At 46.3% G+C, this 26,155-nt stretch carries 28 protein-coding genes; 13 read left to right on the forward strand and 15 right to left on the reverse strand.

Annotated features, from left to right (window positions below; genetic code table 11):
- Positions 1 to 27 precede the first annotated feature (27 nt).
- From R8N47_RS17260 to R8N47_RS17270, 3 genes are read right to left on the reverse strand one after another with little or no spacing between them, the layout of a single operon-like run.
- Positions 28 to 648, reverse strand: a complete 621-nt coding sequence (locus R8N47_RS17260; RefSeq protein WP_053308043.1) for an HAD-IB family hydrolase — start codon at positions 646 to 648, stop codon at positions 28 to 30.
- Positions 649 to 686: 38 nt separating this feature from the next.
- A complete protein-coding gene (locus R8N47_RS17265; RefSeq protein WP_005383281.1) occupies positions 687 to 998 on the reverse strand; it encodes a cupin domain-containing protein in 312 nt (103 codons plus the stop codon).
- Between the two features lie 9 nt (positions 999 to 1,007).
- The gene (locus R8N47_RS17270) at positions 1,008 to 1,658 is read right to left on the reverse strand and encodes a Qnr family pentapeptide repeat protein (protein WP_005374358.1); all 651 of its coding nucleotides are present in this window, start codon (positions 1,656 to 1,658) and stop codon (positions 1,008 to 1,010) included.
- A 495-nt stretch (positions 1,659 to 2,153) separates the two neighbouring features.
- Between R8N47_RS17270 and ompW the strand changes: the two genes are divergently transcribed.
- The 3 genes from ompW to R8N47_RS17285 all read left to right on the forward strand — a co-directional run bounded on the left by ompW (position 2,154) and on the right by R8N47_RS17285 (position 5,525).
- Positions 2,154 to 2,798: an outer membrane protein OmpW gene (gene ompW, locus R8N47_RS17275; protein ID WP_064354457.1), complete on the forward strand. Its 645-nt coding sequence runs from the start codon at positions 2,154 to 2,156 to the stop codon at positions 2,796 to 2,798.
- Positions 2,799 to 3,012: 214 nt separating this feature from the next.
- Positions 3,013 to 4,038, forward strand: a complete 1,026-nt coding sequence (locus R8N47_RS17280; protein WP_064354458.1) for an HlyD family secretion protein — start codon at positions 3,013 to 3,015, stop codon at positions 4,036 to 4,038.
- Complete coding sequence (locus R8N47_RS17285) at positions 4,035 to 5,525, forward strand: MDR family MFS transporter (RefSeq protein ID WP_005383288.1); 1,491 nt, start codon at positions 4,035 to 4,037, stop codon at positions 5,523 to 5,525. The genes R8N47_RS17280 and R8N47_RS17285 overlap by 4 nt, the downstream gene beginning before the upstream one ends.
- A 96-nt stretch (positions 5,526 to 5,621) precedes the next feature.
- Here the strand turns inward: R8N47_RS17285 and R8N47_RS17290 are convergent, their stop codons facing one another.
- Positions 5,622 to 5,867 carry a Rho-binding antiterminator gene (locus tag R8N47_RS17290; RefSeq protein WP_005460845.1) on the reverse strand — a complete coding sequence of 82 codons (246 nt, stop codon included), beginning with the start codon at positions 5,865 to 5,867 and terminating at the stop codon, positions 5,622 to 5,624.
- 180 nt (positions 5,868 to 6,047) lie between these two features.
- Here R8N47_RS17290 and R8N47_RS17295 point away from each other — a divergent pair, with 180 nt between their 5' ends.
- The 3 genes from R8N47_RS17295 to ygjK all read left to right on the forward strand — a co-directional run bounded on the left by R8N47_RS17295 (position 6,048) and on the right by ygjK (position 11,214).
- The gene (locus tag R8N47_RS17295) at positions 6,048 to 7,184 is read left to right on the forward strand and encodes an MBL fold metallo-hydrolase (RefSeq protein ID WP_064354471.1); all 1,137 of its coding nucleotides are present in this window, start codon (positions 6,048 to 6,050) and stop codon (positions 7,182 to 7,184) included.
- Positions 7,185 to 7,640: 456 nt separating this feature from the next.
- Positions 7,641 to 8,408 (forward strand): hypothetical protein, encoded by a 768-nt coding sequence (locus R8N47_RS17300; RefSeq protein ID WP_064354459.1) that lies wholly within the window; start codon positions 7,641 to 7,643, stop codon positions 8,406 to 8,408.
- 115 nt (positions 8,409 to 8,523) lie between these two features.
- Positions 8,524 to 11,214, forward strand: coding sequence for an alpha-glucosidase (gene ygjK / locus R8N47_RS17305; RefSeq protein ID WP_064354460.1), 2,691 nt, complete (start codon positions 8,524 to 8,526; stop codon positions 11,212 to 11,214).
- A 133-nt stretch (positions 11,215 to 11,347) separates the two neighbouring features.
- On the opposite strand, the gene R8N47_RS17310 is transcribed toward ygjK, so the two are convergent.
- The 6 genes from R8N47_RS17310 to R8N47_RS17335 all read right to left on the reverse strand — a co-directional run bounded on the left by R8N47_RS17310 (position 11,348) and on the right by R8N47_RS17335 (position 15,952).
- Positions 11,348 to 11,860 (reverse strand): macro domain-containing protein, encoded by a 513-nt coding sequence (locus R8N47_RS17310; protein ID WP_064354461.1) that lies wholly within the window; start codon positions 11,858 to 11,860, stop codon positions 11,348 to 11,350.
- 59 nt (positions 11,861 to 11,919) lie between these two features.
- Positions 11,920 to 12,345, reverse strand: coding sequence for a VOC family protein (locus R8N47_RS17315; protein ID WP_017821017.1), 426 nt, complete (start codon positions 12,343 to 12,345; stop codon positions 11,920 to 11,922).
- 174 nt (positions 12,346 to 12,519) lie between these two features.
- Entirely contained in the window at positions 12,520 to 13,005 is a 486-nt protein-coding gene (locus R8N47_RS17320; RefSeq protein WP_025768760.1) for a VOC family protein, read from the reverse strand.
- A 139-nt stretch (positions 13,006 to 13,144) separates the two neighbouring features.
- The gene (locus tag R8N47_RS17325; protein ID WP_053350102.1) at positions 13,145 to 13,474 is read right to left on the reverse strand and encodes a DUF4144 domain-containing protein; all 330 of its coding nucleotides are present in this window, start codon (positions 13,472 to 13,474) and stop codon (positions 13,145 to 13,147) included.
- Between the two features lie 24 nt (positions 13,475 to 13,498).
- Entirely contained in the window at positions 13,499 to 14,035 is a 537-nt protein-coding gene (locus R8N47_RS17330) for a DUF924 family protein (RefSeq protein ID WP_064354462.1), read from the reverse strand.
- A gap of 69 nt (positions 14,036 to 14,104) precedes the next feature.
- Positions 14,105 to 15,952 carry a M3 family metallopeptidase gene (locus R8N47_RS17335; protein ID WP_033907196.1) on the reverse strand — a complete coding sequence of 616 codons (1,848 nt, stop codon included), beginning with the start codon at positions 15,950 to 15,952 and terminating at the stop codon, positions 14,105 to 14,107.
- Between the two features lie 276 nt (positions 15,953 to 16,228).
- Here R8N47_RS17335 and R8N47_RS17340 point away from each other — a divergent pair, with 276 nt between their 5' ends.
- Positions 16,229 to 16,591 carry a hypothetical protein gene (locus R8N47_RS17340; RefSeq protein WP_017634365.1) on the forward strand — a complete coding sequence of 121 codons (363 nt, stop codon included), beginning with the start codon at positions 16,229 to 16,231 and terminating at the stop codon, positions 16,589 to 16,591.
- 70 nt (positions 16,592 to 16,661) lie between these two features.
- Here the strand turns inward: R8N47_RS17340 and R8N47_RS17345 are convergent, their stop codons facing one another.
- A complete protein-coding gene (locus R8N47_RS17345; protein ID WP_141135655.1) occupies positions 16,662 to 16,835 on the reverse strand; it encodes a hypothetical protein in 174 nt (57 codons plus the stop codon).
- Between the two features lie 234 nt (positions 16,836 to 17,069).
- On the opposite strand from R8N47_RS17345, the gene R8N47_RS17350 reads away from it, so the two are divergent.
- The 3 genes from R8N47_RS17350 (at position 17,070) to R8N47_RS17360 (ending at position 20,876) form a co-directional block, all read left to right on the forward strand.
- Positions 17,070 to 18,212 carry a sugar diacid recognition domain-containing protein gene (locus R8N47_RS17350; protein WP_081248201.1) on the forward strand — a complete coding sequence of 381 codons (1,143 nt, stop codon included), beginning with the start codon at positions 17,070 to 17,072 and terminating at the stop codon, positions 18,210 to 18,212.
- Between the two features lie 158 nt (positions 18,213 to 18,370).
- Positions 18,371 to 19,723, forward strand: coding sequence for a GntP family permease (locus R8N47_RS17355; protein ID WP_318070361.1), 1,353 nt, complete (start codon positions 18,371 to 18,373; stop codon positions 19,721 to 19,723).
- 16 nt (positions 19,724 to 19,739) lie between these two features.
- Entirely contained in the window at positions 19,740 to 20,876 is a 1,137-nt protein-coding gene (locus R8N47_RS17360; protein ID WP_042522351.1) for a glycerate kinase, read from the forward strand.
- 95 nt (positions 20,877 to 20,971) lie between these two features.
- Here the strand turns inward: R8N47_RS17360 and R8N47_RS17365 are convergent, their stop codons facing one another.
- Complete coding sequence (locus tag R8N47_RS17365) at positions 20,972 to 22,408, reverse strand: PLP-dependent aminotransferase family protein (RefSeq protein WP_054575249.1); 1,437 nt, start codon at positions 22,406 to 22,408, stop codon at positions 20,972 to 20,974.
- A 92-nt stretch (positions 22,409 to 22,500) separates the two neighbouring features.
- On the opposite strand from R8N47_RS17365, the gene R8N47_RS17370 reads away from it, so the two are divergent.
- The 3 genes from R8N47_RS17370 (at position 22,501) to R8N47_RS17380 (ending at position 24,498) form a co-directional block, all read left to right on the forward strand.
- Positions 22,501 to 23,400, forward strand: coding sequence for a DMT family transporter (locus R8N47_RS17370; RefSeq protein WP_005374320.1), 900 nt, complete (start codon positions 22,501 to 22,503; stop codon positions 23,398 to 23,400).
- A 66-nt stretch (positions 23,401 to 23,466) separates the two neighbouring features.
- The gene (locus R8N47_RS17375; RefSeq protein WP_005374318.1) at positions 23,467 to 23,754 is read left to right on the forward strand and encodes a hypothetical protein; all 288 of its coding nucleotides are present in this window, start codon (positions 23,467 to 23,469) and stop codon (positions 23,752 to 23,754) included.
- A gap of 153 nt (positions 23,755 to 23,907) precedes the next feature.
- The gene (locus tag R8N47_RS17380) at positions 23,908 to 24,498 is read left to right on the forward strand and encodes a type II secretion system protein (RefSeq protein WP_225455765.1); all 591 of its coding nucleotides are present in this window, start codon (positions 23,908 to 23,910) and stop codon (positions 24,496 to 24,498) included.
- 37 nt (positions 24,499 to 24,535) lie between these two features.
- On the opposite strand, the gene R8N47_RS17385 is transcribed toward R8N47_RS17380, so the two are convergent.
- From R8N47_RS17385 to R8N47_RS17395, 3 genes are all read right to left on the reverse strand, one after another.
- Positions 24,536 to 25,063, reverse strand: coding sequence for a GNAT family N-acetyltransferase (locus tag R8N47_RS17385; RefSeq protein ID WP_047102510.1), 528 nt, complete (start codon positions 25,061 to 25,063; stop codon positions 24,536 to 24,538).
- Between the two features lie 33 nt (positions 25,064 to 25,096).
- Entirely contained in the window at positions 25,097 to 25,564 is a 468-nt protein-coding gene (locus R8N47_RS17390) for an HAD family hydrolase (protein ID WP_064354463.1), read from the reverse strand.
- A 119-nt stretch (positions 25,565 to 25,683) separates the two neighbouring features.
- Positions 25,684 to 26,154, reverse strand: a complete 471-nt coding sequence (locus tag R8N47_RS17395; RefSeq protein WP_005374310.1) for a GNAT family N-acetyltransferase — start codon at positions 26,152 to 26,154, stop codon at positions 25,684 to 25,686.
- Position 26,155 lies beyond the last annotated feature (1 nt).

Genomic DNA, 26,155 nt, shown 5'->3' on the forward strand with positions numbered 1-26,155 from the left:
TTGTCTTGAAAATCAGAGCACATATCGTTATTCGCTTGCTCTCCACTCGCTCCAGTTGAGCATCGCGTAGTCTGCCAGTTTTAGCATCGGAATGTCTTCGTGCGTATCACCGTAGGCATAAATAGACGCAAACTCGTCGAGCGAAAACGTGGCCCTAACGCGCGAGACTTTTCTTTCTAAACTGCAATCACCTTGCTGGTAAAAGCCACTCAGTTTTGGCTGTTCTGAGATCAGTTCACTGCACAGCAAGTGGTAACCGTTCACTTCACACCAAGGCTTGAGATATGCATTGAGTGATGCCGACACCACCACAATGGTATCGCCTCTGTGTTGATGCCACGCCAACCTTTCCATCGCTTCTGGCCGTAAGTACAGCGGGATCACTTCATGGGCAAACTGAGTGCCAATCGCTTCAATTTTCTGCGTTTCTTTCCCTGAAAATGCAATAAAACTGCTGAGAGGGCGCATAACACGAGCGGGTAACACTCCGAGTTTGTACAGCGCATAAAATGGCATGATAGCGACCTTTCCTACTCGTTTGCGCAGGCCATAAGCAGAATAGTGGAGGAAAAGGCTAAACATATCCTCTCGGGTGATGGTGCCATCAAAATCAAACAGTGCCAGTGACGGCTTAGTAGTATCGAGCAAACTCAGCGCCTATTTTTGGGTTTAAGATCGTTTTGTGTTTATTGATAAAACACCGCCAACCAGATGGTTTCTTGCGTTGGGTCAGTCCAGCTCACTTTGTGTTTGGTATGAGCTGGAATCGTAACGTGATCGCCTGCCTCAAGTCGTTGCACTACACCTGATTCAAAAGTCAGCTCTCCAGCTCCTTTAAGAACCAAGACCCATTCATGTTCTTCTTGATCGTACCAGCCACTTTCGGGCGAGGTTTGCCCTGTTGAGACAATGCGTTCTATACGCAGGTTTTTGTGGGTCAGCAGGTCTTCGAACACTTCCTCGTCGAGGTTATTCGGTAAGTCTTTAAACAGGTTCATGGCCTTTCCTTAGAGAATGATCAATCCAAAAGGCGCAAGCAATTGCTCTTGTTGCCAATCACAAATTTTAACACCAAACAGAGAAACGCGGCGAACATCCAGCCCGTCTAGTTCGACATGAGTCAGATCACATTGCTCAACGTTAAAGGTTCCCCATTGTTCTGGCGAGAATTCGCAGCGAGATAAATCCGAGCCTTTGAGAGTTGCCCCTGCGAGGTTCGCACCGTTCCAACGGTTTTCAAAGAGGTCACATTTTTCTAGTAACACTCGTTCGAAGTTACAGTAGGTGAGGTTGCAGCCAGTAATAAAAGCAGAACAGAAAAACATGGTGTTACTGACGCGATTAGCAAAGTTCGCACCTTGGAAGTTTGCCCCTTTGAGATCGCACTTACGCAGCTCCAAGCCCATACAATTTGCGCCGTTAAACAGGCTCATCGCCAACATACAGTTCGTAAAGCTGGCGTCTTTTAAGTTCGCGAAGCGAAAACTACACCCTTCTAGCGCTTTGGATTCGATAAAGCGACAGTCGATGAACTTAGCATCGCGCAGATCGGCATGGTCGAAACAGCACATATAAAAGTGGCAGTTTTTAAAGGTGGCATTCTGAAAATCGTGATGAGAAAAGTTTTCTCGTTCAAAAATGAGGTCGGTTTTTAACATGTCTTCTCCTTAGCTGCGAGCAGACTAGCACTCCAAGTGACTGATTTTCCATAAAAATAACTTCTTGTATTTCAGTGTTTTACAAACCCCTCAAATCGCGATTTTAAGGGGTCAAACGAGCTTTTTAAGTGGGTTTTTTTTTGAAAATAGAAGAAGTAGAGGACGAAAAAAGTTTTTACTGGCTACGAGCCTTAACGAGAGGATTCGCATTTATGGGTATGCATGGCAACTCACACGCACAGTTTGCATTACAGAATTGTATCCTATTTGCATAATTTGTTGATCAATATGGCGTTTCTCCATACAAAAAACCTATATTTTTCACAAATTGATTTCCATCAAAATAGTAGGGTTTCTATGTGCTAGATTGCGCACAGCTCAAAAAGATATAGATACCCGTGTGCTTCAAGGCGCTGAGTTTACTTGAAATCTCAGATCAGTTAGCAGGCACCCCTTTGGGTACGACATAACGAAGCCCTACGAAAGGAAATAAAAATGAAAAAAACAATCTGCAGTCTAGCAGTGGTTGCTGCACTCGTGTCACCAAGTGTTTTCGCTCATAAACAAGGTGACTTCGTTCTTCGTGTTGGTGCGGCGTCTGTCGTTCCAAACGACAGCAGCGATAAGATTCTTGGTTCTCAAGAAGAATTGAAAGTGGATTCAAATACGCAGCTTGGTTTGACGTTTGGCTACATGTTTACAGACAACATCAGTTTAGAGCTTCTAGCAGCAACACCATTCAGCCACGATATTTCAACAGACTTGTTAGGTCTTGGTGATATCGCGGACACCAAACACCTTCCACCAACGCTTATGGTGCAGTACTACTTTGGCGAGCCACAAAGTAAGTTCCGTCCATACGTGGGTGCAGGTCTCAACTACACCATGTTCTTTGATGAGGGCTTCAATAGCACGGGTAAAGGCGCTGGTCTTTCAGATCTTAAGTTGGATGACTCATTCGGTCTAGCAGCGAATATTGGTGTGGACTACATGATCAACGATCAATGGTTCCTCAACGCTGCTGCGTGGTACGCAAACATTGAAACAGAAGCAACTTACAAAGCAGGTGGAGAGAAGCAAAAAACCGACGTCAAAATTAACCCTTGGGTATTTATGATCAGCGGCGGTTACAAGTTCTAAGAAAAACCAGTAGTTACACGCACATTACTATTATTGGCATGACTTTGGGGGCGGTTACGGGGACTGCCCCTCTTTTTTATCCTCGTTTTGATTGCACATCATTTACTCCACTTAGCAACATGCAAAATTGGATCTTTACCTTGCAGATCATTTTATTGTCGGAAGATCGAAAAGTCCTACACTGATCACATAATTGAACAAGTGGACAATATAAATGAGCGACGACATCGCAAAGCATTCCTCCTCCAGATCTAAGCTGGTAAAAACTCTTTTCTTTACTCTCTGTGTTATCGCATTTGGTGCGATGTATTGGTCTTGGCAGTATTCAGACAGTCACCCAAGCACGGAAGATGCCTACGTTAGGGCAAAAATTTTGTCGGTAGCGCCTCAGGTAAAAGGCCAAGTGGTTTCCGCGGATGTCAAAGACTTCCAATCTGTTAACAAAGGTGACCTACTGCTGAAGATAGATTCACGCCCATATTTGTTGGCAGTGAAGCAAGCAAAAGCGGCATACCAATTGGCGGTCCAGCAACATGATGTTGCCGATAAGCAGGTAACTGAAGCTGTTGCGGGCTTAGATGCGGCGCGCTCTAACCTGATAGAAGCGCAAGTGGAGTACAAACGTACGGATTCCTTGGTGAAACGCAAACTGGCGTCGAACCAAGATTTAGATACGGCAAAAAACAAACTAGCCAATGCCCAAGCGAGCCTGGAGCAAGCGCGCGCGACGGTAGAAAAAGCCATTGCGAACCGTGGTGAAGAAGGCGCAGAGGCTGCGGTTGTTCAACAAGCGGGAGCACAGTTAGCGCAAGCAGAGCTGAACTTGAGCTACACCGACATTACGTCACCAGTGGATGGCATTGCCGGTGAGATCAATACGCACGTAGGCTCGGTCGTTAGCGTGGGTCAAACGTTGTTCCCTGTGATTTTAAAAGACAGCTATTGGGTACGCGCGAACTTTAAAGAAACCGATCTTACTCATATTAAACCTGGCATGCATGCGGATGTGGTGATTGATATGTACCCAGACGTGGTGTGGAAAGCAACGGTAGAACAACTATCGCCTGCGAGTGGTACATCGTTCTCCTTGATGCCACCAGAAAACGCAACGGGTAACTGGGTTAAAATCAAACAGCGTTTCCCTGTACGTTTGGCATTAGAAGTACCGGCCGATGCGCCGCAACTTCGCGTGGGTGCGAGCTCAGAAGTCACCATTGATTTGCAAAGTAGCGTGCAATGAGCCATCAAATTACGGCAGACAAACGGGGGATTGCCACCGTCGCCGTGATGCTTTCTGCCATCATGGTGTTAATCGATATGACCGTTGCGAACGTGTCGCTATCGCACATGATGGGCGCGTTGGGCGCAACGGCAGACCAAATTACGTGGGTGTTGACGGGTTACAGCATGGCGGAAGCGATCTTCATTCCGATGACCAGTTTCTGGGTGTCGCGTTTTGGTGAACGCAAAGTCATGTTGGTTGCTGTGATCGGTTTTGTGATTGCCAGTGCGCTTTGTGGGCAAGCACAGTCTCTTGAAGAGATGGTGCTATTTCGCATTATCCAAGGCGCTTTCGGCGCGTCGGTGATTCCATTGGCGCAGTCGACGTTAGTGCAGATTTATCCGTATGAGCAAAAAGGCAAAGCGATGGCGATTTTCTCCATCGGCATTTTGCTTGGTCCTATTTTGGGCCCAGTTGTGGGTGGTGTGATCACCGACAACATTAACTGGCGCTGGATTTTTTACATCAACTTGCCATTCGGTTTGATCTGTACCTCTTTGATTTATCGCTATATCCATATCGACAACAAATCCAAACCTAACTTTGACTGGTGGATCATCGGTTACATGGCGTTAGGTGTGGGCGCGTTGCAGTTTGTGTTGGATAAAGGGAATGAAGACGACTGGCTCGACTCACGTATGATTCAGACGGCGATATTGCTCGCAGTCATGGGATTGGTGATGTGGATATATCGCAGTTGGAAAACCAAAAGTCCAATAGCGCCATTGTGGCTACTGAAAGACCGAAACCTTATGGTCTCGTCATTGATGATTGCCGTGGTGTCGATGGCGATGTTTGGTCTGACGACTCAACAACCAATGCTGTTGGAAAGCTTGCTGGATTATCCGGTCTCAACCACTGGTTTATTAATGGCACCGCGTGGGTTGGCGTCAGCGGCGATGTTGATTTTGGTGATTAAGCTCAATCCGCAATTCGATCCCAGAATCAAAATAGTCTTTGGCTTGAGCTGCATCGGGATTGGTAGCTATTTGATGACGCAGTACTCACTGCAGATCGATACATTTTGGATTGTGATGCCGAGTATGATTCAGGGGATGGGGCTTGGTTTAACCTTCTCGACGCTATCCACCTTGGCGTATTTAACGATTCCGAAAGAGCAATCTGTTGCGGCGGCGAGTATTTACAATCTGTTCCGTACCATTGGTAGTTCGTTTGGTATCTCTATCGCAACCACGTTCCAATATCGTGATAGTCAGCAGCAATGGCATGCGCTGGGAGAGGGTATTAATCCTTATAATCCTAACTTGCATGACTGGGCGGCCAATCAGGGGCTTTCTATTACCGACCCGGTTGCGTTAGACCAATACCAACAGATGTTGCAGCAGCAATCGCAAATGGTCGCCTTTGTGCACACCTTCCAGCTTGTGGGAGTGATGTTCGTGATCATGATGCCGATGCTGGTTTTCATTCGGTCGCGTGAATAACATGAAGTTCCGGTGAATAGTGTAAGAGAACGCCTCTCAAGTTGTGTCAGCTTGAGAGGCGTTTTTTATTGGACGGTGTCAGTGAAAGAAGGACGTTTACTCAAACGTCACTTCGTCAAAATGCGGATTGGCTTTGAGCGCGCGCATTGCGACTAATTGTTCAGTCGGGAAGGCGGTGTGCTCTCCATCCATATCTAAAAACAAACACTCTTGTCGCTGCATGTCGTAGCCTGTGTCGAACGCGTTGCCCTGATGAGTTTCACCATTTTTTAGTGTGATCTCGATAGGGAGCTTAAACATACAGGCGATTTCAATAAAATCGTATTGGCTGCAAGTCACCATAGTTTTCTCCTTTCAAACCGACGCAGTATTCAGAAGGTTTGAGAACCGTATCCTTAAATAGAAGACGTTTGATTGAAACTGAATCTTCATCTTACACCTCATTTTGGTCACGAAATAGACATACACGCACGTTTTAATAAACCTACTGTTGAGCGTTCGCAAGCGAGACAAAACTACGATATGTCTGAAACGATACTTAAGCGCACATACCTAACGAGTGAACAAAAGACACAAAAGCCAAGTTCACTGATTTCCCCTCAAACCTACGATGCGCAGTTGGCGCACCGTGTTCACCACTCGCCTCAATTTGAAAACGGCCGCGTTAAAAACGAGATGCCAAATGTCCCTAGCCCGCAATCATTCTGGCAGGTGTGTTGGAGCTATCTTGGTGGTAGAACGCCATTGAGTCCTAACGAACATCTGCCACATTTCCCAATTCAACCTACGCAGTTTGCGCAGCGAAGTGAATCGATGCGCGTTACTTGGCTGGGCCATTCCACCATGCTGGTGGAGGTCGATGGCATTCGAATTCTGACCGATCCGTTATTTGATTACGCTTCTCCGTTCATCGCAAAAGCGTGGTTTGAACGCAATATTCCCAATACCCATGCCAGAGATCGTTTGCCGATTCCTGAAATTATTGTGATTTCGCACGATCATTACGACCATTTAGAAGCATCGACCATACGTTTTTACGCCGATAAACCCGTGACGTTTTATGTACCCTTAGGGGTTGGCAAGCATCTGATAAAGTGGGGCGTTTACGCAGACAACATCGTGGAATTCGATTGGTGGGATAGCGTGCACTATGCTGGAATCGAACTGATTTGTACGCCTGCTAACCATAATTCGGGTCGTACTTATTTCGATAAAAACGCGACCCTGTGGGCTTCTTGGGTCATCAAAGGCAAAGAAGAGACGCTCTATTTTAGTGGCGATTCAGCTTACGATTCGCACTTTTCCGAGATCGCACAGCGATGTGGACCAATCGACATTGCCTGTTTGGAAGTGGCTGCCGATGTGAAAGGCCAAGGTTATCCGGTCGAAAACTGGGGGCACATGCAGGCTCATCATACCGTGCAAGCGTTTCGCGATTTAAATGCGAAAAAACTGTTGCCAGTACATTGGGCTACATACGAGCTATTTACTCACCGCTGGGACGAACCGATTTTAGATTTGCTTGCCCATTGTCAAAAAGAACATATAACGCTGCTGACGCCAATGCCGGGGGAAAGTTTTTACGTTCATCAAGAACATATAAATAAACAATGGTGGCGAGAAAAAGAAATATGTGATCCAGCTGGAATTTTGACTTAATAATATGATCTTACTTCAATAATTATTTTAGAAATTAACCTTGTTATTTTCAGAATATAACAAGGATTTTACTGGTCATTGAAATTAAAAATTTCCATAGATTCACTTTCCAATTGTGATCTCACGCTTTTATAAATCGATTGGTGTCATTTTTTGATACTTTTGATCTGAAAATTTGCGCTCTTATCAGAAAAGTTTTAGTAAAAATCTTTGCCATCTTAATTTTACTCTTCAAAACAATTATACTGACTATTATCTTGATAAGCTCATAGAGCAATGGCTATAGCTTGTTCTTGATGGGTAAAATGTATCCAGTTAAAGAAAAGTAAAAAAATCTAATGGATAAGACATGTTTTACGCCAACAAGATAGAATATTGAGACCAAAATCACAAGAGTAGGACTCTCTTGAATTTATCATCATGGATGCTGAATAAATAAAATACAGGCATTGTTCGATGAATAATTCTGCAACGTATTTACTTGCTGCTTTACGAGAAAAAATAAAAGAAAAAGGCATTGGATATTCCGAGCTTTCTATTGGACTTGGAATCCCGCTTTCTACCATAAAAAGGCAGCTTCACAATACGTCTCTTGGTTTAGATAAAATCTTGTTGTACGCCACGCACCTTGATACGGATTTGGTTGAGTTATCCATGCGAGGTAAGCAGCTGCAGCAAGAGAATGAACAGTTTATCACCGACACCAACAGTGAGATTTTCCATCAATATCCTCACTTATTTGATTTTCTTTATCTTTTGCGTCGACCTGAGTGGTCTTTAGAAGAGATCGCACGGAGATACCAGCTGAGTGATACTTCCGTTGCGCTCTATTTACGTGCACTAGAAATGATGGATTACATTGAACTGAAAGGGGATAAACACTATCAATTTAAAGATACAGGCCGCTTTATTTTTGAAGAAGGTTCAAATTTAGACACGCTATTTGCACAGCGCTTTCGTGAAGAAGTGTTTAGCCACGATATTCGGCCTCCAATTTGTGTTGGACGCATTGCTATTACCGAAGAACAAGAAGAAAAACTGGCAAATGAAGTGTACAACAAATTAATTGAGTTTGATGTTCAAAATAAAACCAGTGAAAACAGTCAACGACTAAAAAATGTTTTACTCACTTTTACGCCTGGTAATCAGATATTTTTGGCTGACACAATTCCGAATATTAATGGCGATTTATTAAAATCCATCACTATCGCTAAAGAAAAATAAAAGAATAATTATTGGAAGCTCGTGCTTATTTAGTGCGAGCCGAGCTTCTGCACACTAAAAATACTCATTTATATAAATTAGAATATAAAAATGACGTAAATAATAGGGAAAAAGTATGTTTAAAAAGAGCACACTTGCCATTCTGATCGGGGCTACTATTTCGCTTGTTGGATGTGGTTCCAATGATAAAACTGAAATCCGTTTACCACAGGCGCCAACTTCGGAATTTACTAACGTGATTGATCGTACTGGTAATCCAACTTACCTGCGTGATTACGACAGTTATTCGAACCTGAAGTACAACGCACTCACGGACAACGGCGCGTGGCATGGCCATTTGCTACCTGAAGATGCGGCGGGTTATGGCGCTTTCGGCGGTATTATGCAAGTGACGCAAGAGTACGCGCATTTTATGTCTGGCCAAACGTTCGACAAGCTCACGTTGACCGACAAAGTGAGTGGCCAAACTTACGATTTATCGAACGCAGAAGCGAAAGTCTATTCCATTCCAGGTGCGTTAGTGCAGGTGTTGGACTTGGACGATATTCACGTGCAAATGGTGCTGCGCTTCGTGACTGATCGCTCTTCGCTGGTGGAAACGCTCATCACTAACAAAACTGATCGTGATATGAACTTGGCGTTGGAGTGGGACGGCGAGTTGGTGAAATACGCGCTGTCGACGCGCAAAAACCAAACCGTGGCGCAGTACTACCCAGATTACAAGCGCCAGATTTCGACCATCGAAAACGGCATTAAAATTAACTTTAGCGAGATGAAAGACAACTGGGCGATTCGTAATGACCGCGATGCCGAGTTCCGCATTACTCGTTCTCTACCGACGAAGACGTTCACCAACGAAACCTCATTCAGTTCTACCGCGGAGATGAGCCTACCAGCTGAGCAAACATCGGCGGTTTATACGGCGTATTCTAACCTGCACAATGCGAAAGAAGTGCAGTCAGAATCGTTGAAATTGCAAGATGTATTAGCGAATCCAACTCAATACATGGAAGCGTCGAAAGCGCGTTGGGACGGCTATTTAGCGAATGGTCTTATCAACAAAGAAGCGACAGCAGACCAAGCTCGCGTAGCGGTAAAAGCGATGGAGACCCTAAACGGTAACTGGCGCTCTGCGGCGGGCGATATTGAACAAGCGACAGTCACGCCATCGGTCACTGCGCGTTGGTTCTCTGGTAACTTAACGTGGCCGTGGGATTCGTGGAAACAAGCGTACGCGATGGCGCATTTCAACCCAGATGTTGCGATGGACAACATTCGCACGGTATTCCAAGAGCAAGTTCAAGCTGATGACAAGATCCGTCCGCAAGATAAAGGCTACTTGCTGGATGTGTTGACGTACACCAAACCTGTTAGTCGTGGTGGTGCTGGCTCTGAAAACTGGAACGAACGCAATACGAAACCATCGTTGGCGGCATGGTCTGTGATGGAGGTGTATTACGCTCTCGTGAACCAGTTTGATCGCCCAGAAGACGCGCAAAAATTCATTGATGAAATGTATCCGAAGTTGGTGGCATACCACGATTGGTGGCTATCCAACCGCGACCACAACCAAAATGGTGTGCCTGAATACGGCGCGGCAGTAGACCCAGCACACAACACGGAAGAAGGCGTGATGTACGTTTGGGTAGAAACGCGCGATCCTAACTTCACGACCATTATTCCTGCAGAAGACATCATCGAGCAAAACGGCAATTCTTATAAAGTAAAAGGCATGGCGTCTTACAATAAGATTCTCGATGAAGTGGATTACATGACGATTCACGTCGGCGCACAAGAAGCGGCGGGCTGGGAATCGGGCATGGATAACGCGGCTCGTTTTGGCTTTATCTACAACATCCACAACATGAATTCGCAAGCTGAAGACATCAGCAACCCAGACAGAAATGTGGATCAACTTGGTCGCTACGCGGCAAGTGCGTACGGCTTTGATAACAGCATCAAGCTGGAAGGCGAAGAGTGGGTGTACAGCAATACGTCAGCGGAAAACTTAGCGAAACTCGATCTAGCGAAGAAAGATTGGGAAGTTCGTTTTGCAGAAAACCGCACCAACAATAACGCAGCGGACGGTGAGCTGCTTGGCTTCTCTATGCTGCAAGAATCGGTGGATCAAGCCTCTTACATGTACTCAGACAACAAATACTTAGCGGAAATGGCGAAGTTGGTGTCTGATGGCGTAGAAGGTAAAGATCGTGCGCAAGAATTCCTTAATGGCGCAGAAAAAATCAAGACTTACATTAACCAATGTATGTTTGATGAAAGCACAGGATTCTTCTACGACATTCACTTGAATGTGGCTGAAGATGGCACTACTCCTGCGCCTCTTGCAAATGGTTGTGCGGGTTTGCCGATTGTAGAGCGTGGACGTGGTCCTGAAGGTTGGTCGCCGCTGTTTAATGGTGCAGCAACGCAAGAGCATGCCGATAAAGTGATCGCGGTGATGCGTGATCAAGACGAGTTCAACACGCCAGATAAATTCCAAGGAACGGGAGTGCCTTTGCCGACCGCATCGCAAACCAACCCTGCTTACGGTAAAGATGTGTACTGGCGTGGTCGCGTGTGGCTAGATCAAGTGTACTTTGGCTTCCGTGCGATGGAAAACTACGGCTACAAAGAAGAAGCGATTGCAATGGCGAATGAACTGTTTAACAACGCAGAAGGTATGACGGGTGACATGCCAATCCGTGAAAACTACAACCCAGAGACGGGCGCGGTACAAGGTGCGTCGAACTTCTCTTGGTCTGCAGCGCATTTGTACATGATGTACAACGGATTCTTCAAAAACTAGATCGCACACATTAGGCGCTTTGGATGACCCCCCCTAGCATTCGTAGCGCTTAACGAACGATAATTCAGTGACAAATAAGACAAACCGGACTGTGTTAGCAGTCCGGTTTTTTATGCCTCTTGTCACAAAGATTTTAGTGCTGGGTCAGGGCGTGTTGCCATATCGAAAGCATCTCTTCAGTAAACAAGTAAAAGCGCATGTCGAGTGCCGCGTATTCCGGTCTTTGGCAAACGGCCATCGCGACTTCTGCTGCTTCTTGAGGTGGGTAACCATACACTCCGCAAGAAATCGCAGGCAGCGCCACACTTTGGCAGTGGTTGGCGAGCGCGAGATCCAGCGAACGTTGATATGCAGATTCCAACACCGCTTTTGGATCGGCGAATTTATCGTAAATCGGGCCAACGGCATGAATGACGTAACGCGCGTTTAAATTGCCAGCCTCAGTAATGCGTGCGTCACCAAACGGGCATCGAATATCGTCGACATCATCAACGGCATAACACGCATTGATAAGCGCAGGCCCTGCTGCGCGATGAATGGCACCATCGACGCCACCTCCGCCGAGCATTCTCGGGTTTGCTGCATTCACGATGGCATCGACATGGGCGGTGGTGATGTCGCCTTGGACTAACGAGATCGCGTTCATTTTTTTGAGCCTTCTACAATGGTGAGAAACAAATGGTCAGTAACACAGTTAAGTGTAGCTTACTCATCAATCACTTGAGGTTTTAACTCGACGACATTTCCTTCCGGATCATGTATATAGAGTGATCTACCGAACCCTTGTGCGCCGTAGCGTTTCGCAAACTCTTCGGTTTCAATGCCGTTCGAACGCAGATATTCCAGTAATTCATCCTCGGAAAAAGGCGCCAATTGCAGGCAAAAATGGTCAATATTACGACCATTTTGAACTGGTGGCTTACCGCCGAGTTGGCCCAATTCGCTGTCTACCGTCACTACATCAATCAATGCGTTACCTGCCCTAAGTTGAGTTAAACCAAGTTCCGTTACTTCGCGTTCGACAGGGCAGCCCAAAATGTCTCGATAGAAATGCAACATAGCATCGAGGTTACAGGTCCTTAATACAACATGATCAAGCGCTTTGATGGCGATTGGATTTTTGGTGGGCATGCTTCACTCCTTTTTGCATTGTGTTGAGGTAAGTATAAAGTGACCTTAAAAGTGGTGAGATAAATGATCAAATTCCAGATGTTTTTTTGCTAGAGCGAGTGCAGAAACACTGCAACTCAAAGCAAACAAAAAAGGCTAGCGTATTGCTAGCCTTTTGGAATATGGATGGGGCTATTACTCGTAATCAGAAGCGTAAGTTTCTTCGTATGAGTGTGAGTAAAGCTCGAATAGGTTGCCGAATGGGTCTTCTAGGTAAACCATTTTCGCAGGCTTATTATCGTCTTCTGGGTGGTAACGCATGATGTCCATGCGCACTTTGCCACCTAGTGCTTCGGTGCGTTTGATAGCACCTTCAAAATCGTCTGTCTGCAAACAGAAATGGAAGATACCGATGCGAGAAAAATCCACTTCATGGCGCTCTTGACGCTCTTTCATTTCGAATAATTCAAGGCCGATGCCATCACTTGTCACAAGGTGCGCAATGTTGAAGCCTTTAAAGCCTTCCCCAAAGACCGCAATACACATTCTGCCAATTGCCGTTTCGCGTTCTTCAATCACTTTCGTGTTGCCCATAACGACTTTTAAACCTAGCGCTTGCGTGTAAAACTCAACCGCTTTGTCCATATCTCCGACCATAATACCGACATGATTCATTTTCATTTGTTTGCTCCCAACATGTGTGTTTGAACGTTGTCTTGTTTCGATGTGGGAGAGTATATGGTGTGATGTTGATTACATGAAATTATCATAAATTATAAAAATGATAATTTTATTTAATGATGTGCATGTTGGGATTGATTTAGTGAGCTAAGGCCTCAACAGCTTGCCTCACCGAGGTGAAATGAATCTTGATAATGCACCGTTGCGCGAGGCTGAATTCATGCGATTGGATTAATGACGTAACCTCTTCTACGGACAGCGTTCGTTCTTTTGGATGTAAAAGAGTGGCGTTCGAACCATTATTTTCCAATTCGAACGTGTTGCCATTTGAGTCGATAACGTAATCATCTTGCCCAAAAATGAGGGCTTCGCATTCAGAGTCTAAGTCGGACTGGGAATGCGTGTAGATCAGCTCATCGTCGCCGTCTAGTTTTAGCAAGCATGGCCAACATACTGCGTGGTCTCTCATGGTTAACTCATTATTCATTGTTATTTAGAAACTTGACCCAGGTTGTTGCAAAAACGATAACTCTTCGGGAGTGCTCTTTCTTCCCAGTATCGCATTGCGATGAGGATAGCGCCCAAACTGGTCGATGATGGCTTTGTGTTTTAGCTCAAAATCGTAGTTATTTTCAAGCCCTGATGCGCGAAACAATTTTTCAGCTTGGACATGAATGAGGCGAGATTCGCTGTGCATAAACGGCATGTACAAAAAGCTTAGCTGCTCGGGCGCTAATTCTTTGTCGTGACCTAACCGAATAGCCTCTTGAGCCAATGCTAATGCGAGTGGGTCTTGTGCAAACGCTTTTGGGGTGTTGCGATACACATTACGTGAAAACTGGTCGAGGACGATGATTTCGGCCAATCGTCCTTGTGCGCTGTCACGCCAATTAAACAGTTCACAACGAGCGGCTTGTTCTAATACCGAGGCAAATCGCGATGCAATACGCTTGTCCAGTTCTGGGTTGTTTTCAAACCAATTTTGGGGCGATAGCTCCTCGAACCAAAATTTGATGACTTCTTGGTACATGGATCTTCCTTCCTATTGCATTAGCTAAAGAATAAAAAGCCAGAAGGCAAGCTCCTGGCTTTCTGCGTGTTATCGACCGTAAGTCTCTATGATGTAATGTTCAAAATCGTCACACATTTGTTCGTCAGAGATGGCGTTGCTTGCCAGCTCTTTACTGCCGTCGACGACTTTAATCGCGGCGTTCAGTGAAGCGACTGATGCTCGCTCTCGCGTCGCAAGTGAGTCGATTTTCTTCTGCTGCACTTCCCATGCCTGTTCTGGCGACAGGTTACACACGTCTGCAAGGTATTTGGCATTGAAGCCTTCGCCAGTCAGGCTGACAATGGTTTCGTTGTGCGACAAGTGATTGCCTGCGTGCCAGTAGTGTTTTGCCAGCAGTGGGCCAATTTCTGGGTTATCCGTCAGGTAACCAAACTTCTCAAGGAAGTATGCACGGGTCTGATACACCGCCATGTGCGCGAGTAGATAACCTTGATACGCACAAGCCGCTTCGTCGGATAGCAAATGTGGAATCGCCATCAGTGGGCGAGGGCTGCATTCCAAACCAAGGATCTGTTTTTCACAATCGCGAGCGAGCTTAGTGATGCGCTCTGGCGTTAACTCGTCATCGCTCAATTGATACAACGCGCGCTCAAAATATGGTACAACCAAGATGCTACGTTCTTCATAAGCTTTGAATGGCTGACGGCTGTTGATCATTGCTTGAATAATCTCATCAGGCACAGAATTCCCTTCATCATCCAGTGCGTACTGTTTTAGCCAATCGGCATCGGTTAACAGGCTATCACAGAACATCGACTGAGTTTCTGCATAAGCCATTGACGTCGGCGCAAACTCCTGCGAGAAACAAGGCGCGTTCATTTTTACGTTCGCAAAGTGTGCTGCGTGGCCACCTTCGTGGAACAGCGTGTTAATGCCATCGTAGCCGCTGCCCACTTGGTCTGGTTTGGCATTACTGGTGAAGTTCACCTGCGCTGCGACCCATTCGCCTTGATTATAGAAAGAAGGGATAGGGCCGTGGCAGAACCCATTCGGGTACTTACCTTTGCGATCTAGTAAATCCAGCGTTAGCGTCGCGCCAGAGTAATCAATATTTAGACGACCAAACGATTCTACCCAGCGTCTCAGAGATTTAGAGAACGGCACGTATGGATCAAGGTCACGCATGACGTCACCCGCGAATGAGTAAACAAAGTTGTAGCCTGCTAGTGCGCTTGCGCCTTTCTCTTTCGCCAAGTTTTCTAAGCTGTTTAGATGCGCATCTCGCGTGCGTTGTTCGAAATCTTCCAAAATTTCGAATAGCTGCTCAGTGCTCATCTTTTCCGTTTTTTGCACGGAGTAATCAAAGAAAGTCGCATAACCCAGTGAGCGAGCGAACTGGTTGCGCAGTTTGATCAGTTCAATAAAGCCGTTTTGCAGTAGCCATTGTTCAAGGTTCAGCAACGCTTGATGAGCCGATTGGCGAACTTCTTCATGATTGCTGGTGCGAATGGTTGAGCTTAATACTGGAAGTGAACCTTCTACTTGCTCGCCGTTCTCATCGGTAAATGTTTGTACGTGGTTCTGTTTTTTCTCGAAGAGCTCAGCTTCAAAGGCAATGAGCTGATTTTTCAACGCTTGTGCTTTTTCGCCCTCGATAGCGTGAGATTCAAACATCACCAGCCAACCAGATAGACCCGTAATGGTTTGTTGTTTCTCTTGTGGGTCGGTAATTGAGTCCGCGGCTTCAAGCTGTTGTTTGATGGCAGTAATTTGCTCGGCGTTGCTTAAAAAGCTTGTCCATGCCGTTTGTGCTTGCGTCGAGCCATCATGGTCATCGCTGATCCCCATATAAGTTTCCCAAAAGAAATCTTCTTTGGTGCGGTGAATCGCAAGGTAACGTTGATTGAGGTCGTTGAGGTAATCCGTTGCGGTCATTTTGATCCTTCAAATGGTTTCGTTATGTAGATAGTTGATTATTGCACGCTTGGTCGCGAGAAAGGAACGCTAATCTCATTTGTCGATTTTGCATCGCGTAAAGGTGATTTTACTATTTGTTTACATTTGGGTGAGTTAATAGGAGTTATGAGCTTGCAGTGTTAAGACTGGTATGGAGTTTACAGTTTATTAAGTAATTAATCTGCGGTGCGCTATCGATGATCCTTATCAGGTGTAATAAGATTTCCATATCGTGGCGATACAGTTGGAAACGATATGATAAATAAGACAAAAGTTACGTTATTGGCGGTAGGTACGATTTTAGTTGGATGTTCCACAGTCGCGCCACCAAGAAATGATGCGGTTGAAAGCATTCAACAAAAGTGTTCTGTGATTTTAAGCAATGATGTTGCGGGCGACCAGCGCTGGCAGACGTACAACGGCTTGCTTGTAGAATATGCCGTGCATGGCGTTAAGAGTCAGGCACAACTGGAACGTTTTGAAGCGTTTGTGCAGAGAGTGCAAGATGATGAGTCTGGACAGTTAGTTACTGAGTTGATTGAGGTCACCGACTGGGGATGCTCAAACGGCAATTATCTTGAAGAGATGAGCTTGTTTATTCAAGAAGTTCAAAAGTAAAAAACCGAGCGTTAAGTCGCTCGGTTTTTCTGTTTGTGGAACGCTTTTGTGCGCTGGCTCGTCAGGACGTTTACTCCTCTGGATACTCGCCCATACCTTGCGTTTTACCTTCCGCTTTCCAATGCTCTCCAGGAGCAAATGCTTCATCGCATAAATCTATGGTGTAGCCCATTTCTGTGATTTCCTTCAAAGTGAGGTTATCAGCAATATTTGCAACTTCCCCCGATTTATTCCGTAACTCCATGTTGATCTCTCCTCTGTAGGTAGACGAGTGGCATCAATGCACAGTGAAGAATGCATTGGTAACCTTTGTTCTAAGTATATAACCCGCTGCTAAAAATGAAGGTTTAATCCACTTTTTAAATATGGGTAATTGGATAATGCTTTGAGCTGCTTCCGTTATTTAGAACCGCAGCATCGCGATAGTTTGCCATTTGTGATTTATTGAGTGATTAAACGGTCAATTTGGAAACTCGAAATGGTGATTCTCGACCACGCTTTAGCACAACAAATTGTTGATCGAACCATGTCCATCATTGGTCACAATGTGAATGTGATGAACTCGGCAGGCATCATCATTGGCAGTGGCGACCCTAAACGTGTTGGGCAAGTGCATGATGGCGCGGTACTGGCGCTGAATCATGGCGATTCGCTAGAGCTTAATGAGCAGCAATGTTTGACGTTGCAGGGTGTCAAACCCGGTATCAATATGTTGTTGAAATTACATGGCGACGTGGTTGGTATTGTTGGTGTCACAGGAGAGCCGGAGAAAATCCGAGATTTTGCCAAACTGGTTAAAATGACCGCTGAACTAACAATAGAGCAAGCTGCGCTGGTGGAAAAATTTCAGTGGGACAGACGTCATCGCGAAGAGTTTATTCTGGCTTGGATCAATGGGAAATTGACCGATGAAGAGCTGAAAGATTGGGCGATGCGTCTTTCTATCGATGTTACTCAACCACGGGTGGCAACGGTGATTGAAGTCTCGACGCCGTCCGCCTCGAAAAGCATGAAGAGTGTGCGCAATATTGTTGAGCTGCTTGAATACCCAGAGCGTAACAACCTAGTTGCGATTGTCTCGGTGAATGAAATTGTGGTGTTGAAACCGTGTCATTCCGTCAAGCAGTGGGATAGCCAAGTTGAAAGTGAGCGCATTGATAAGTTGATGTCGCGTTTAAGCGATCACGATTCGCATACGTTTCACATTGCGCTAGGACAGCTGTTTAATGAGCCTAAAGATGTCGCGTTGTCATACCAAAGCGCGAAGCAGGTATTAGCTATTGGCAAGCAGTTCTACCCAGAGAAACGTAAGTACCTGTTCGATGAACTTCGTTTGCCTGTTTTGTTAGCGCCGTTGGCGGATATTTGGCAAGGTGAACAAATTATTGATGGTGTGAAACGGTTGAAAGAGAAAGACAAATCTGGGCAATTATTGAAAACCCTAGATGCACTGTTTGAATGCAATGGCAATGTAACAGAATGCTCTAAAATGCTGTTTATTCACCGGAACACTCTGCGCTATCGGTTAGAGAAAATCACCGAGATAACAGGGTTGCCAACCACCAATTTTGTGGGGTTAGCGGAGCTTTATATTGCGACTCGGCTCTCAAAAATGGCGTGATGTTGTGCATTTGCACAATACGCGTTATTTTTTGACCACATCATTTGTCACTCCGCCTAAAGGAATTCGAAAGCAAACGATTAATAATTCATGCGTCCCTACATGTTGAGTGAGCCAACACGGACTCGCTCAGCAAAATAAGAATAAATGGAGTTATCATGAACCTTATATTAATCCTGCTTGGGGTGATCGCATTTATTGTGCTCACGACCACCAAACTCAAATTACATCCCTTTTTAGCGCTGATCATCGCGGCGTTCCTTGCGGCATTTGCTTACGGCTTACCGGCAGATAGCATTGCCAAAACCATTGCTTCTGGCTTTGGCGGCATCCTTGGTTACATTGGTTTGGTTATCGTTTTGGGTACCATCATTGGTGTTATTTTGGAAAAAAGTGGTGCGGCGATCACCATGGCCGATACGGTCATCAAAGTGTTGGGTGAGCGTTTCCCAACATTGACCATGAGCATCATCGGTTACATCGTTTCTGTTCCAGTATTTTGTGATTCAGGCTTTGTCATTCTGAACTCGCTCAAAGAATCACTCGCTAAGCGTTTAAAAACCTCAAGCGTTGCGATGAGTGTGGCGTTGGCAACTGGCCTATACGCAACGCACACGTTTGTGCCGCCAACTCCTGGCCCGATTGCCGCTGCGGGTAACTTAGGCCTGGAATCTAACCTTGGTTTAGTGATTGGTGTGGGTGTGTTTGTTGCAGCGGTTGCGGCGTTAGCGGGGATGTTGTGGGCGAACCGATTCCAACATGTTGAACCAGATGGCATTGAAGCCGCAGAAGAAATTCAGCAAGACTGGCAAGCACTCAAAGCGTCTTACGGCAAATTGCCAACGGCGAGCCAAGCATTCGCTCCTATTTTTGTTCCTATCTTATTGATCTGTTTTGGCTCTATCGCGAAATTCCCAAGCCTACCGCAGGGCGAAGGTTTTGTGTTTGATGTTCTGACTTTCTTAGGGCAGCCACTAACGGCATTGGTGATTGGCCTGTTCCTTTCTGTTCGCCTACTCAAATCAGACAACAAGATTGAAGAATTTGGCGAGCGAATCAGCCAAGGTATTACGGCTGCTGCGCCTATTCTTTTGATTACTGGTGCTGGTGGCGCATTTGGCGCGGTATTAAAAGCCACGCCGCTAGGTGAATACTTAGGTACGACGCTATCGGCGCTGGGCGTGGGTATTTTCATGCCATTTATCGTTGCGGCTGCGCTAAAGTCGGCGCAAGGTTCATCAACGGTTGCATTGGTGACCACATCGGCTTTGGTTGCGCCTATGCTTACGCAATTGGGGCTAGATTCAGAAATGGGCCGCGTATTAACGGTGATGGCGATCGGTGCAGGTGCGATGACGGTTTCTCATGCAAACGACAGCTTCTTCTGGGTAGTTTCGCAGTTTAGCCGCATGTCAGTGGGCTTAGCGTACCGCGCGCAAACCATGGCTACGCTCGTTCAAGGTGTCACGGCAATGGCATTGGTGTACATTTTGAGCCTCGTTCTCTTATAAGTCTCTGGAAATACGTATGAAAGTGGTAATTGCACCTGATTCATTTAAAGAAAGCTTAACCGCCAAACAAGTGAGCGAGGCGATAAAAACGGGTCTTGCTCGCGTATGGCATGATGCTGAGTTTGTTACGGTTCCGGTCGCAGACGGTGGCGAAGGCACGGTTCAATCTTTGATAGATGCAACTCAAGGCGAACAAGTCTTCACAACAGTGACTGCGCCATTAGGGAATGATGTTGAAGCGTTTTATGGCATCCTCGGCGACGGCGAAACTGCGGTTATTGAAATGGCGGAGGCCAGTGGGCTACACCTTGTGCCGAGTGATGCTCGCGACCCAAAACTGACCAGTAGCATTGGTACCGGACAGCTGATCAAACACGCGCTAGATAGAGGTATTCAACGCTTAATCATTGGTTTGGGCGGCAGCGCTACCAATGATGGTGGCGTGGGCATGTTGACCGCGTTGGGGGTGGCGTTTCTTGATGAGTCTGGTCATGCAATTACCCCAAATGGAGGCGGGTTAGCGGCGCTTGCGTCCATCGATATTTCTGGTCTTGACCCTCGTTTAGCAACTTGCGAAGTGTTGGTAGCGTGCGATGTTGATAACCCACTCTGTGGTGACAAAGGCGCGTCGGCTATCTTTGGCCCGCAAAAGGGAGCGACCGTATCAGACGTCACTCTGCTCGATAACGCATTGCGCAAGTTTGGCGAGTTGACGGAACAAGCGACGGGTAAGCATGTACTGACTCGTGAAGGGGCGGGTGCTGCTGGTGGTATGGGCGCGGCCTTGCTCGGGTACACGCCAGCACGTTTGCAACCGGGAATTGAGATTGTGCTTGAAACGGTCAAACTTGCTCAGCATGTTGCGGATGCGGATATCGTATTTACAGGCGAGGGTCGAATCGATCATCAAACCGCACATGGCAAAACGCCGATGGGCGTTGCTCAGGTCGCCAAGCAGTGTAATTTACCAGTCATTGCATTAGCAGGCTGTGTGGGCGACAACTATCAGGCGGTTTATGAGTGCGGCATTGATGCGGTGTTTGCTTGTGTACCAAGGGCGATGAGCTTACCTGAGGCCATGAAAGAGGCCGACGTCAACGTTGCTAACTTAGCCGAAAACGTCGCGAGAATGTGGCAAATTAAGTCGCACTGAAGGCGATGACGATATGAAAAACTCCACCTCTGCGTGGAGTTTTTTGTTGTTACGTGTTTGCGTGTGTAGGCATAAGTTCATTTAGCAAGAGCGAGTTAACAGGCATGCTTTGCTATCAATTTTGCCAGTGTTTGCATCGCTTGACTCCAATCGGTTTCATGACCAAAGTTTGCCACGCTGAGGCGTACGCAATGCCGATATTGCCCTTGAGTGCCAAATACGGTGCCGGGAAGTAGGCTGATTCTGTGCTTATTGCATGCTTGATACAACGCATAGCTGTCCGTGTCTTCGGGCAGTCGCAACCAAAGTAAGAACGAGCCTTGTACGGCGTTGATCTGGTATCGATTTTTTAGAGGTTCGTATTCATCCAAGTATTGATGAAGCATCTGGATAAATCGTCGCATGTTGTTTTGATAAACCCGACCCATTCGCGCAGTATGCGTTCGATACTTGCCTGACGTTAGAAACGTTGCCACGGCGGATTGCATCAGGTTCAAACTGCCCATGTTCTCACACAGTAGATATTGTTCAATTTGGTCTCGATATCGCCCCGCCAACATCCAACCAATTCTCAAACGCGAATCGAGCGTTTTGGATAACGAATTCACGTAAATTACGCGTTGCTTGTCATCGAGCAATCTCAAGCTTGGCAACGGCTTATCATAACTTAACCCGCCAAACACATCGTCTTCGATAATAGGAATATTGCCGGACGCCAATAGTAATTGTTGACGCTTTTCTAGCGGCATCATGGCACCAGTTGGATTGGTGAAGTTTGGCGTTACGATGATCGCTTTTATGTCCCATGTCGCCATTGCTTTTGCTAAGGCTTCGGGGCACATACCGTCGCGTGGGCAACTCGGAATTTCCACCACTTTGAGGCCGAGTGATTCTAGCATCAATAAGTTGCCAAAATAGCAAGGGGACTCCACCGCGACGATATCGCCTTTTTGTGTCGTTGCGCGCAGCGCTAGGCTAATGGCTTGTTGCGCGCCGTGCGTCACCATGATCTCATCCAACTTGGCTGGCGTGCCCAAATCTTGTGTGATTTTCGCTAGTTGTTTGATTAAGAGGTGATCACCGGGTGGTAATTGGTAATGGCTCGGTACATGCGTTTGCTGGCGGCTGTGGCGGCCGATCTCGGCGTACAAGCTTTTGATCGCGGGAGAGTCAATGTTTGGGTGGGCAGAACCGGTAGGCAAACGCTCTTGGTATTCAGGATAAGTAAGGATTTCTTTGCAGATCGAGAGCAAATCCACGCGAGTCGGATCCGGAATTGAGCGAGAGGTCGGCAAAGCGACTTTAACTCGATAACCCGATTTGGGAACCGAGTACACCAAGTTTTGTGCTTCCAGCTCTTGATACGCACGAATCACGGTATTTTTACTGACGTTTAATTCTTGGCTCAACGAGCGAATGGAGGGCAGTCGATCATCCGCCTGATAAACGCCACCACTGATGGCTTGTTTGAGGTGTTTTTCCACCACGAGGTACTTATTCCCTTCACCGCTTCCCAATAAATCTGTACCCATAAAAACACTTCCATCTGTCACTTTTTGAAAACACTGTACCTAATTACATTAGCAGTATCTCAAAACATAAAACAAGCGTGAGTGAGGCGATCATGTTAATCCGAGCCATCCCTTTTGTATTTGTCATCCTTTGGGCTTCTGGATTCGTTGGTGCGCGTTTTGGTTTGCAATATGCCGAGCCAGCGACACTACTTTCTATCCGTATGGCATTCAATGTCTTATTGTTTTTGGTTCTTGTGGCGGTATTGCGTAGAAGGTTGCCGACAGGAAAAGATTTATGGCACAGCTGTGTGGTTGGTGCATTGATCCACGGTTTCTATCTGGGCGGTACTTATTTCGCTATCGCCTTAGGTATGCCTGCGGGGTTGAGTTCGTTGCTGGTGGGTATTCAACCGATTTTAACCGCGGCTTTGCTGGTGGTGTTTGTTCGTGAGGAATTTAAACCCTCGCAATGGTTGGGTTTGGCTCTTGGTTTTGTCGGTATCGCTATGGTGTTGATGGGCAAAATGGAGTGGCAATCCGAGCAGCATAAAGTGTTGGCCATTGGTTTGTGTTTGTTGGCTTTGGTTGGTATCACGCTAGGGACGCTTTATCAGAAAAAACATTGCCAACAAGTGGATATGGTGGGTGGTGCGACGGTGCAATATTTGGCCGCGCTCGTCATGTTTCTGCCCGTTGCGATGCAGTTTGAAACCATGCAAGTGCAGTGGGAACTGGAGTTTATTTTGACTGTGTTGTGGTTGGTCGTCGTGCTCTCTTGTGTAGCTATTCTACTGCTGCTGTACATGGTTAAGAACGGTGCTGCATCGAGCGTAGCTTCTGTATTCTACCTGGTGCCGCCAACGACGGCGATTCAGGCTTGGCTCGCGTTTGGAGAGTCATTTGATTGGATGGGGATTTCTGGTTTCGTACTGGCAGCTACGGCGGTGTATTTGGTGGTTAAAAAGCCGGATCTGACGATAAAGAAATCGATTCAAACAGAATATACCTAAATTGGGTAGGGACATTTGCGTATCAGTGGGTACAATCTGCTTCATCTTAATCCGTGGAGCAGAATGATGAAGGTAAAGCCAGATCGAATGACCGCCATGCGTAGCATCATCGAGCAAGTAAAAGCGGAACTACCAATTTATGAACCAGAAACGTTTGTATGTGGACCAGAAGGGCAGTGCATTGGCTGTCCGAAGAAATTGTTGGAAATGGTCGATTCAGAAGTCACTTATTGGGAGTCAGCCATGGAGCGCGGCATTGTTCCGCAGTTCGATGAGATTCGTCGTTTTGGCAAAATGTGCACGAATGTTCGTCGTGGTCTGGTGCGAAATAATGTGCCTTTACTCAGTAACTAGAGAGTAAAAACCGTCTAATATCTGACACATAGCGTCGTTTTGTTACACTGCTCTTTGGCTGCTGTTCTCAAGTTTGCGTGGTGTTTGTCTCTTCTTACCCCTTAAGCCTTTAATCGTAAGAAATTGGCGATATATTGGCTCGGTCTCACATGGATGTGGGGCTATTGTCTTGGGCTAGTTGAGATAAGAAACGTGAAATCAAAGGGATTTACGCTGATGGAAATCACCATAGTGCTTACCACTTTGGCTTTCATCGCATTAGCTGCTTTACCAGTACTACTCGATATTCATCGCCAAGCATACGCTGCGATGCTGCACAGTTCTCAGTCTTCTTTGGGTACGGCTCTCAAATTCTTTCATGCTCAATCAGTGATTGATAACGCTTACGGCCAAGAGCACGTTCACTACATTGACCGACATGTCAAAACACGCAAAGGCATGCCAGAAGCGAGTGCCGATAGTATTCGAGCTTTGTTAGAAATCGATCTACCAGCCAGAGGTTATTCGAAAATTGACGTGCCGTGCAAAGGCAGTGATTTTTGCATCATCGGTCAGCAGCACCCAAACAGTGCTCATTTTGTCGCTATTCCTGATTATCAGTTCTTAGATAAATCGGGTGTTGATCGCGTGGTGTACATTTGGCCGCAAGGTTACACACTGGCAGAAGAAGCATGCTATTTCTACTACGTGAATCAAGCCTCTAACGATTCAATTGTTCGAGGGCATGTGACGCAAGGGTGTTAACCCCGAATAAGTGTTGCGAACAACGGTTATCGTGACTCTACAAATCTGGGCTTTTCGAACGGCTTTGCGCTTTATACAATATCATTTTTTGACTCATCAAGACTTTACCATTTGGCAAGGTCACTTCCCCAAGTTCTCCCTGATGTTCAAATCCAAACCGTTCATACAAAGCAATCGCTGGTGTGTTGGTTGTGTATACGTAGAGTGCGATTTGGTCGTAACCAAATTCCCAACCACGTGCGATCGCGACTGCCAATAGTTTCCGCCCCAATCCTTTGCCTCGGTAGTTTTTGTCGATGTGAATACCAAGAATACCGACGCGAAGGCGTTGCCCTCTTTCGTAACCGCACATCTCAGCTGGGTAGATTTCAACACTACCGATAAGTTTTTGGCGGTCAAACGCGACAAACTGAGGGATGGACTCGTTTTCCACACGTTGCAGGATTCTGCGAAGCGTTGCGTTATCGGGTGCAGGAGAAATCAAAAATTCCCCTTCGGAGTACACTCGATTCCACAGCGCGGTGAAGCGCGCGATATCGCTCACCTTGATGGATCTGATTTGCATTCATCTTCCTTGATTAGTGCAGGTTAGTAACGGTTAGGGGATAAGCTCAGATAAACAACGAATTTGGTTAGGAATGGCTTCGGCTGGTGCATCAGCGCCCGTTGGGTTAAACCAAATTGTGTTTACGCCCGCTTTCATCGCAGGGTAAATATCTTTGTGAGGTAAATCGCCAACCATGGTTATTCCACTCACGTTAACCCCTAACTGTTTTGCGATGGCGAGATAAAACTCAGGTTGGTGTTTAGCGATACCGAGGTTGGCAAAACAAAAATAGCCATTTAAGTATTGGTCTAAGTCGACGCGAACAAATGCACGCTGAACCTCTTCCATGTTGGAATCAGATGCACTGGTCGCAATGTAGATGGGATGATTTTGGGAAAGTATTGCCAGTGTTTCTCTGGCTTGAGGAACTGCTTCTACGTGTTCCCAATCGCACATTTTTCCTTGTGCGTGAGGGAAATCTACCATCAAGGTGTTCCCCCAATCGAAAAGATAAATCATGTTCGAATCTCCTTATCCGCACATCATATCGTCTTTTTCTAAAATCAGGGGGGGAAATTGCATCGATAAATGCGATTTAGGTGGGTTTAGTCGTGAAAAGCGCTTAATTGTCGTTATCGTTACAAATGTTTCAGCATAATGCGTGAGTTAGTTTTAAAACCTTGATTATCGTAAAAGCGCTGTGCTGGCTGATTGAATTCCATCACTTCCAATCGAACTTGTGTGGCATTGGCATCGCGCGCCCATTGCTCACAGGCTTGGAGCAGTTGGCGGCCGATTCCTTGCTGCTTTTGCGCTTCATCGACAACAATTGTTCCCACGCGACAAATTGGGTCTTTGATCAGAAAACTGACGGTGTCGTTTTGGGTGATCATCGCGGTTAAGAAGCCGAGAATTTGCTGTTCGCGTTCGGCAATCAAAAAGAGTCGCTCTTTGTTCTCTAGTGCTTGTGCAAGAAATTCACGGTCAGCTTCTGAAGGCGCAACAAAGGCTTCTGGCGCATTCGCAAAATGCAGTGAATTAATTTGAAAATTAAGCTGAAAAATTCCGTCTAAATCATCGGGAATCGCTTGTCGGATATGGACTTGCATT

The organism is Vibrio sp. 2132-1, from assembly GCF_033344315.1.

What these genes read in the sequence shown, in the direction of transcription:
- R8N47_RS17325 (WP_053350102.1), bottom strand. Translation starts at nt 13,474, where the DNA reads ATGAGAGACCACGCAGTATGTTGGCCATGCTTGCTAAAACTAGACGGC.
- R8N47_RS17330 (WP_064354462.1), bottom strand. Translation starts at nt 14,035, where the DNA reads ATGTACCAAGAAGTCATCAAATTTTGGTTCGAGGAGCTATCGCCCCAA.
- R8N47_RS17280 (WP_064354458.1), top strand. Translation starts at nt 3,013, where the DNA reads ATGAGCGACGACATCGCAAAGCATTCCTCCTCCAGATCTAAGCTGGTA.
- R8N47_RS17270 (WP_005374358.1), bottom strand. Translation starts at nt 1,658, where the DNA reads ATGTTAAAAACCGACCTCATTTTTGAACGAGAAAACTTTTCTCATCAC.
- R8N47_RS17340 (WP_017634365.1), top strand. Translation starts at nt 16,229, where the DNA reads ATGATAAATAAGACAAAAGTTACGTTATTGGCGGTAGGTACGATTTTA.
- R8N47_RS17360 (WP_042522351.1), top strand. Translation starts at nt 19,740, where the DNA reads ATGAAAGTGGTAATTGCACCTGATTCATTTAAAGAAAGCTTAACCGCC.
- R8N47_RS17285 (WP_005383288.1), top strand. Translation starts at nt 4,035, where the DNA reads ATGAGCCATCAAATTACGGCAGACAAACGGGGGATTGCCACCGTCGCC.
- R8N47_RS17290 (WP_005460845.1), bottom strand. Translation starts at nt 5,867, where the DNA reads ATGGTGACTTGCAGCCAATACGATTTTATTGAAATCGCCTGTATGTTT.
- R8N47_RS17320 (WP_025768760.1), bottom strand. Translation starts at nt 13,005, where the DNA reads ATGAAAATGAATCATGTCGGTATTATGGTCGGAGATATGGACAAAGCG.
- R8N47_RS17300 (WP_064354459.1), top strand. Translation starts at nt 7,641, where the DNA reads ATGAATAATTCTGCAACGTATTTACTTGCTGCTTTACGAGAAAAAATA.
- ygjK (WP_064354460.1), top strand. Translation starts at nt 8,524, where the DNA reads ATGTTTAAAAAGAGCACACTTGCCATTCTGATCGGGGCTACTATTTCG.
- R8N47_RS17380 (WP_225455765.1), top strand. Translation starts at nt 23,908, where the DNA reads ATGTGGGGCTATTGTCTTGGGCTAGTTGAGATAAGAAACGTGAAATCA.
- R8N47_RS17390 (WP_064354463.1), bottom strand. Translation starts at nt 25,564, where the DNA reads ATGATTTATCTTTTCGATTGGGGGAACACCTTGATGGTAGATTTCCCT.
- R8N47_RS17295 (WP_064354471.1), top strand. Translation starts at nt 6,048, where the DNA reads ATGTCTGAAACGATACTTAAGCGCACATACCTAACGAGTGAACAAAAG.
- R8N47_RS17315 (WP_017821017.1), bottom strand. Translation starts at nt 12,345, where the DNA reads ATGCCCACCAAAAATCCAATCGCCATCAAAGCGCTTGATCATGTTGTA.
- R8N47_RS17395 (WP_005374310.1), bottom strand. Translation starts at nt 26,154, where the DNA reads ATGCAAGTCCATATCCGACAAGCGATTCCCGATGATTTAGACGGAATT.
- R8N47_RS17365 (WP_054575249.1), bottom strand. Translation starts at nt 22,408, where the DNA reads ATGGGTACAGATTTATTGGGAAGCGGTGAAGGGAATAAGTACCTCGTG.
- R8N47_RS17335 (WP_033907196.1), bottom strand. Translation starts at nt 15,952, where the DNA reads ATGACCGCAACGGATTACCTCAACGACCTCAATCAACGTTACCTTGCG.
- R8N47_RS17310 (WP_064354461.1), bottom strand. Translation starts at nt 11,860, where the DNA reads ATGAACGCGATCTCGTTAGTCCAAGGCGACATCACCACCGCCCATGTC.
- ompW (WP_064354457.1), top strand. Translation starts at nt 2,154, where the DNA reads ATGAAAAAAACAATCTGCAGTCTAGCAGTGGTTGCTGCACTCGTGTCA.
- R8N47_RS17265 (WP_005383281.1), bottom strand. Translation starts at nt 998, where the DNA reads ATGAACCTGTTTAAAGACTTACCGAATAACCTCGACGAGGAAGTGTTC.
- R8N47_RS17370 (WP_005374320.1), top strand. Translation starts at nt 22,501, where the DNA reads ATGTTAATCCGAGCCATCCCTTTTGTATTTGTCATCCTTTGGGCTTCT.
- R8N47_RS17375 (WP_005374318.1), top strand. Translation starts at nt 23,467, where the DNA reads ATGAAGGTAAAGCCAGATCGAATGACCGCCATGCGTAGCATCATCGAG.
- R8N47_RS17385 (WP_047102510.1), bottom strand. Translation starts at nt 25,063, where the DNA reads ATGCAAATCAGATCCATCAAGGTGAGCGATATCGCGCGCTTCACCGCG.
- R8N47_RS17350 (WP_081248201.1), top strand. Translation starts at nt 17,070, where the DNA reads ATGGTGATTCTCGACCACGCTTTAGCACAACAAATTGTTGATCGAACC.
- R8N47_RS17355 (WP_318070361.1), top strand. Translation starts at nt 18,371, where the DNA reads ATGAACCTTATATTAATCCTGCTTGGGGTGATCGCATTTATTGTGCTC.
- R8N47_RS17345 (WP_141135655.1), bottom strand. Translation starts at nt 16,835, where the DNA reads ATGGAGTTACGGAATAAATCGGGGGAAGTTGCAAATATTGCTGATAAC.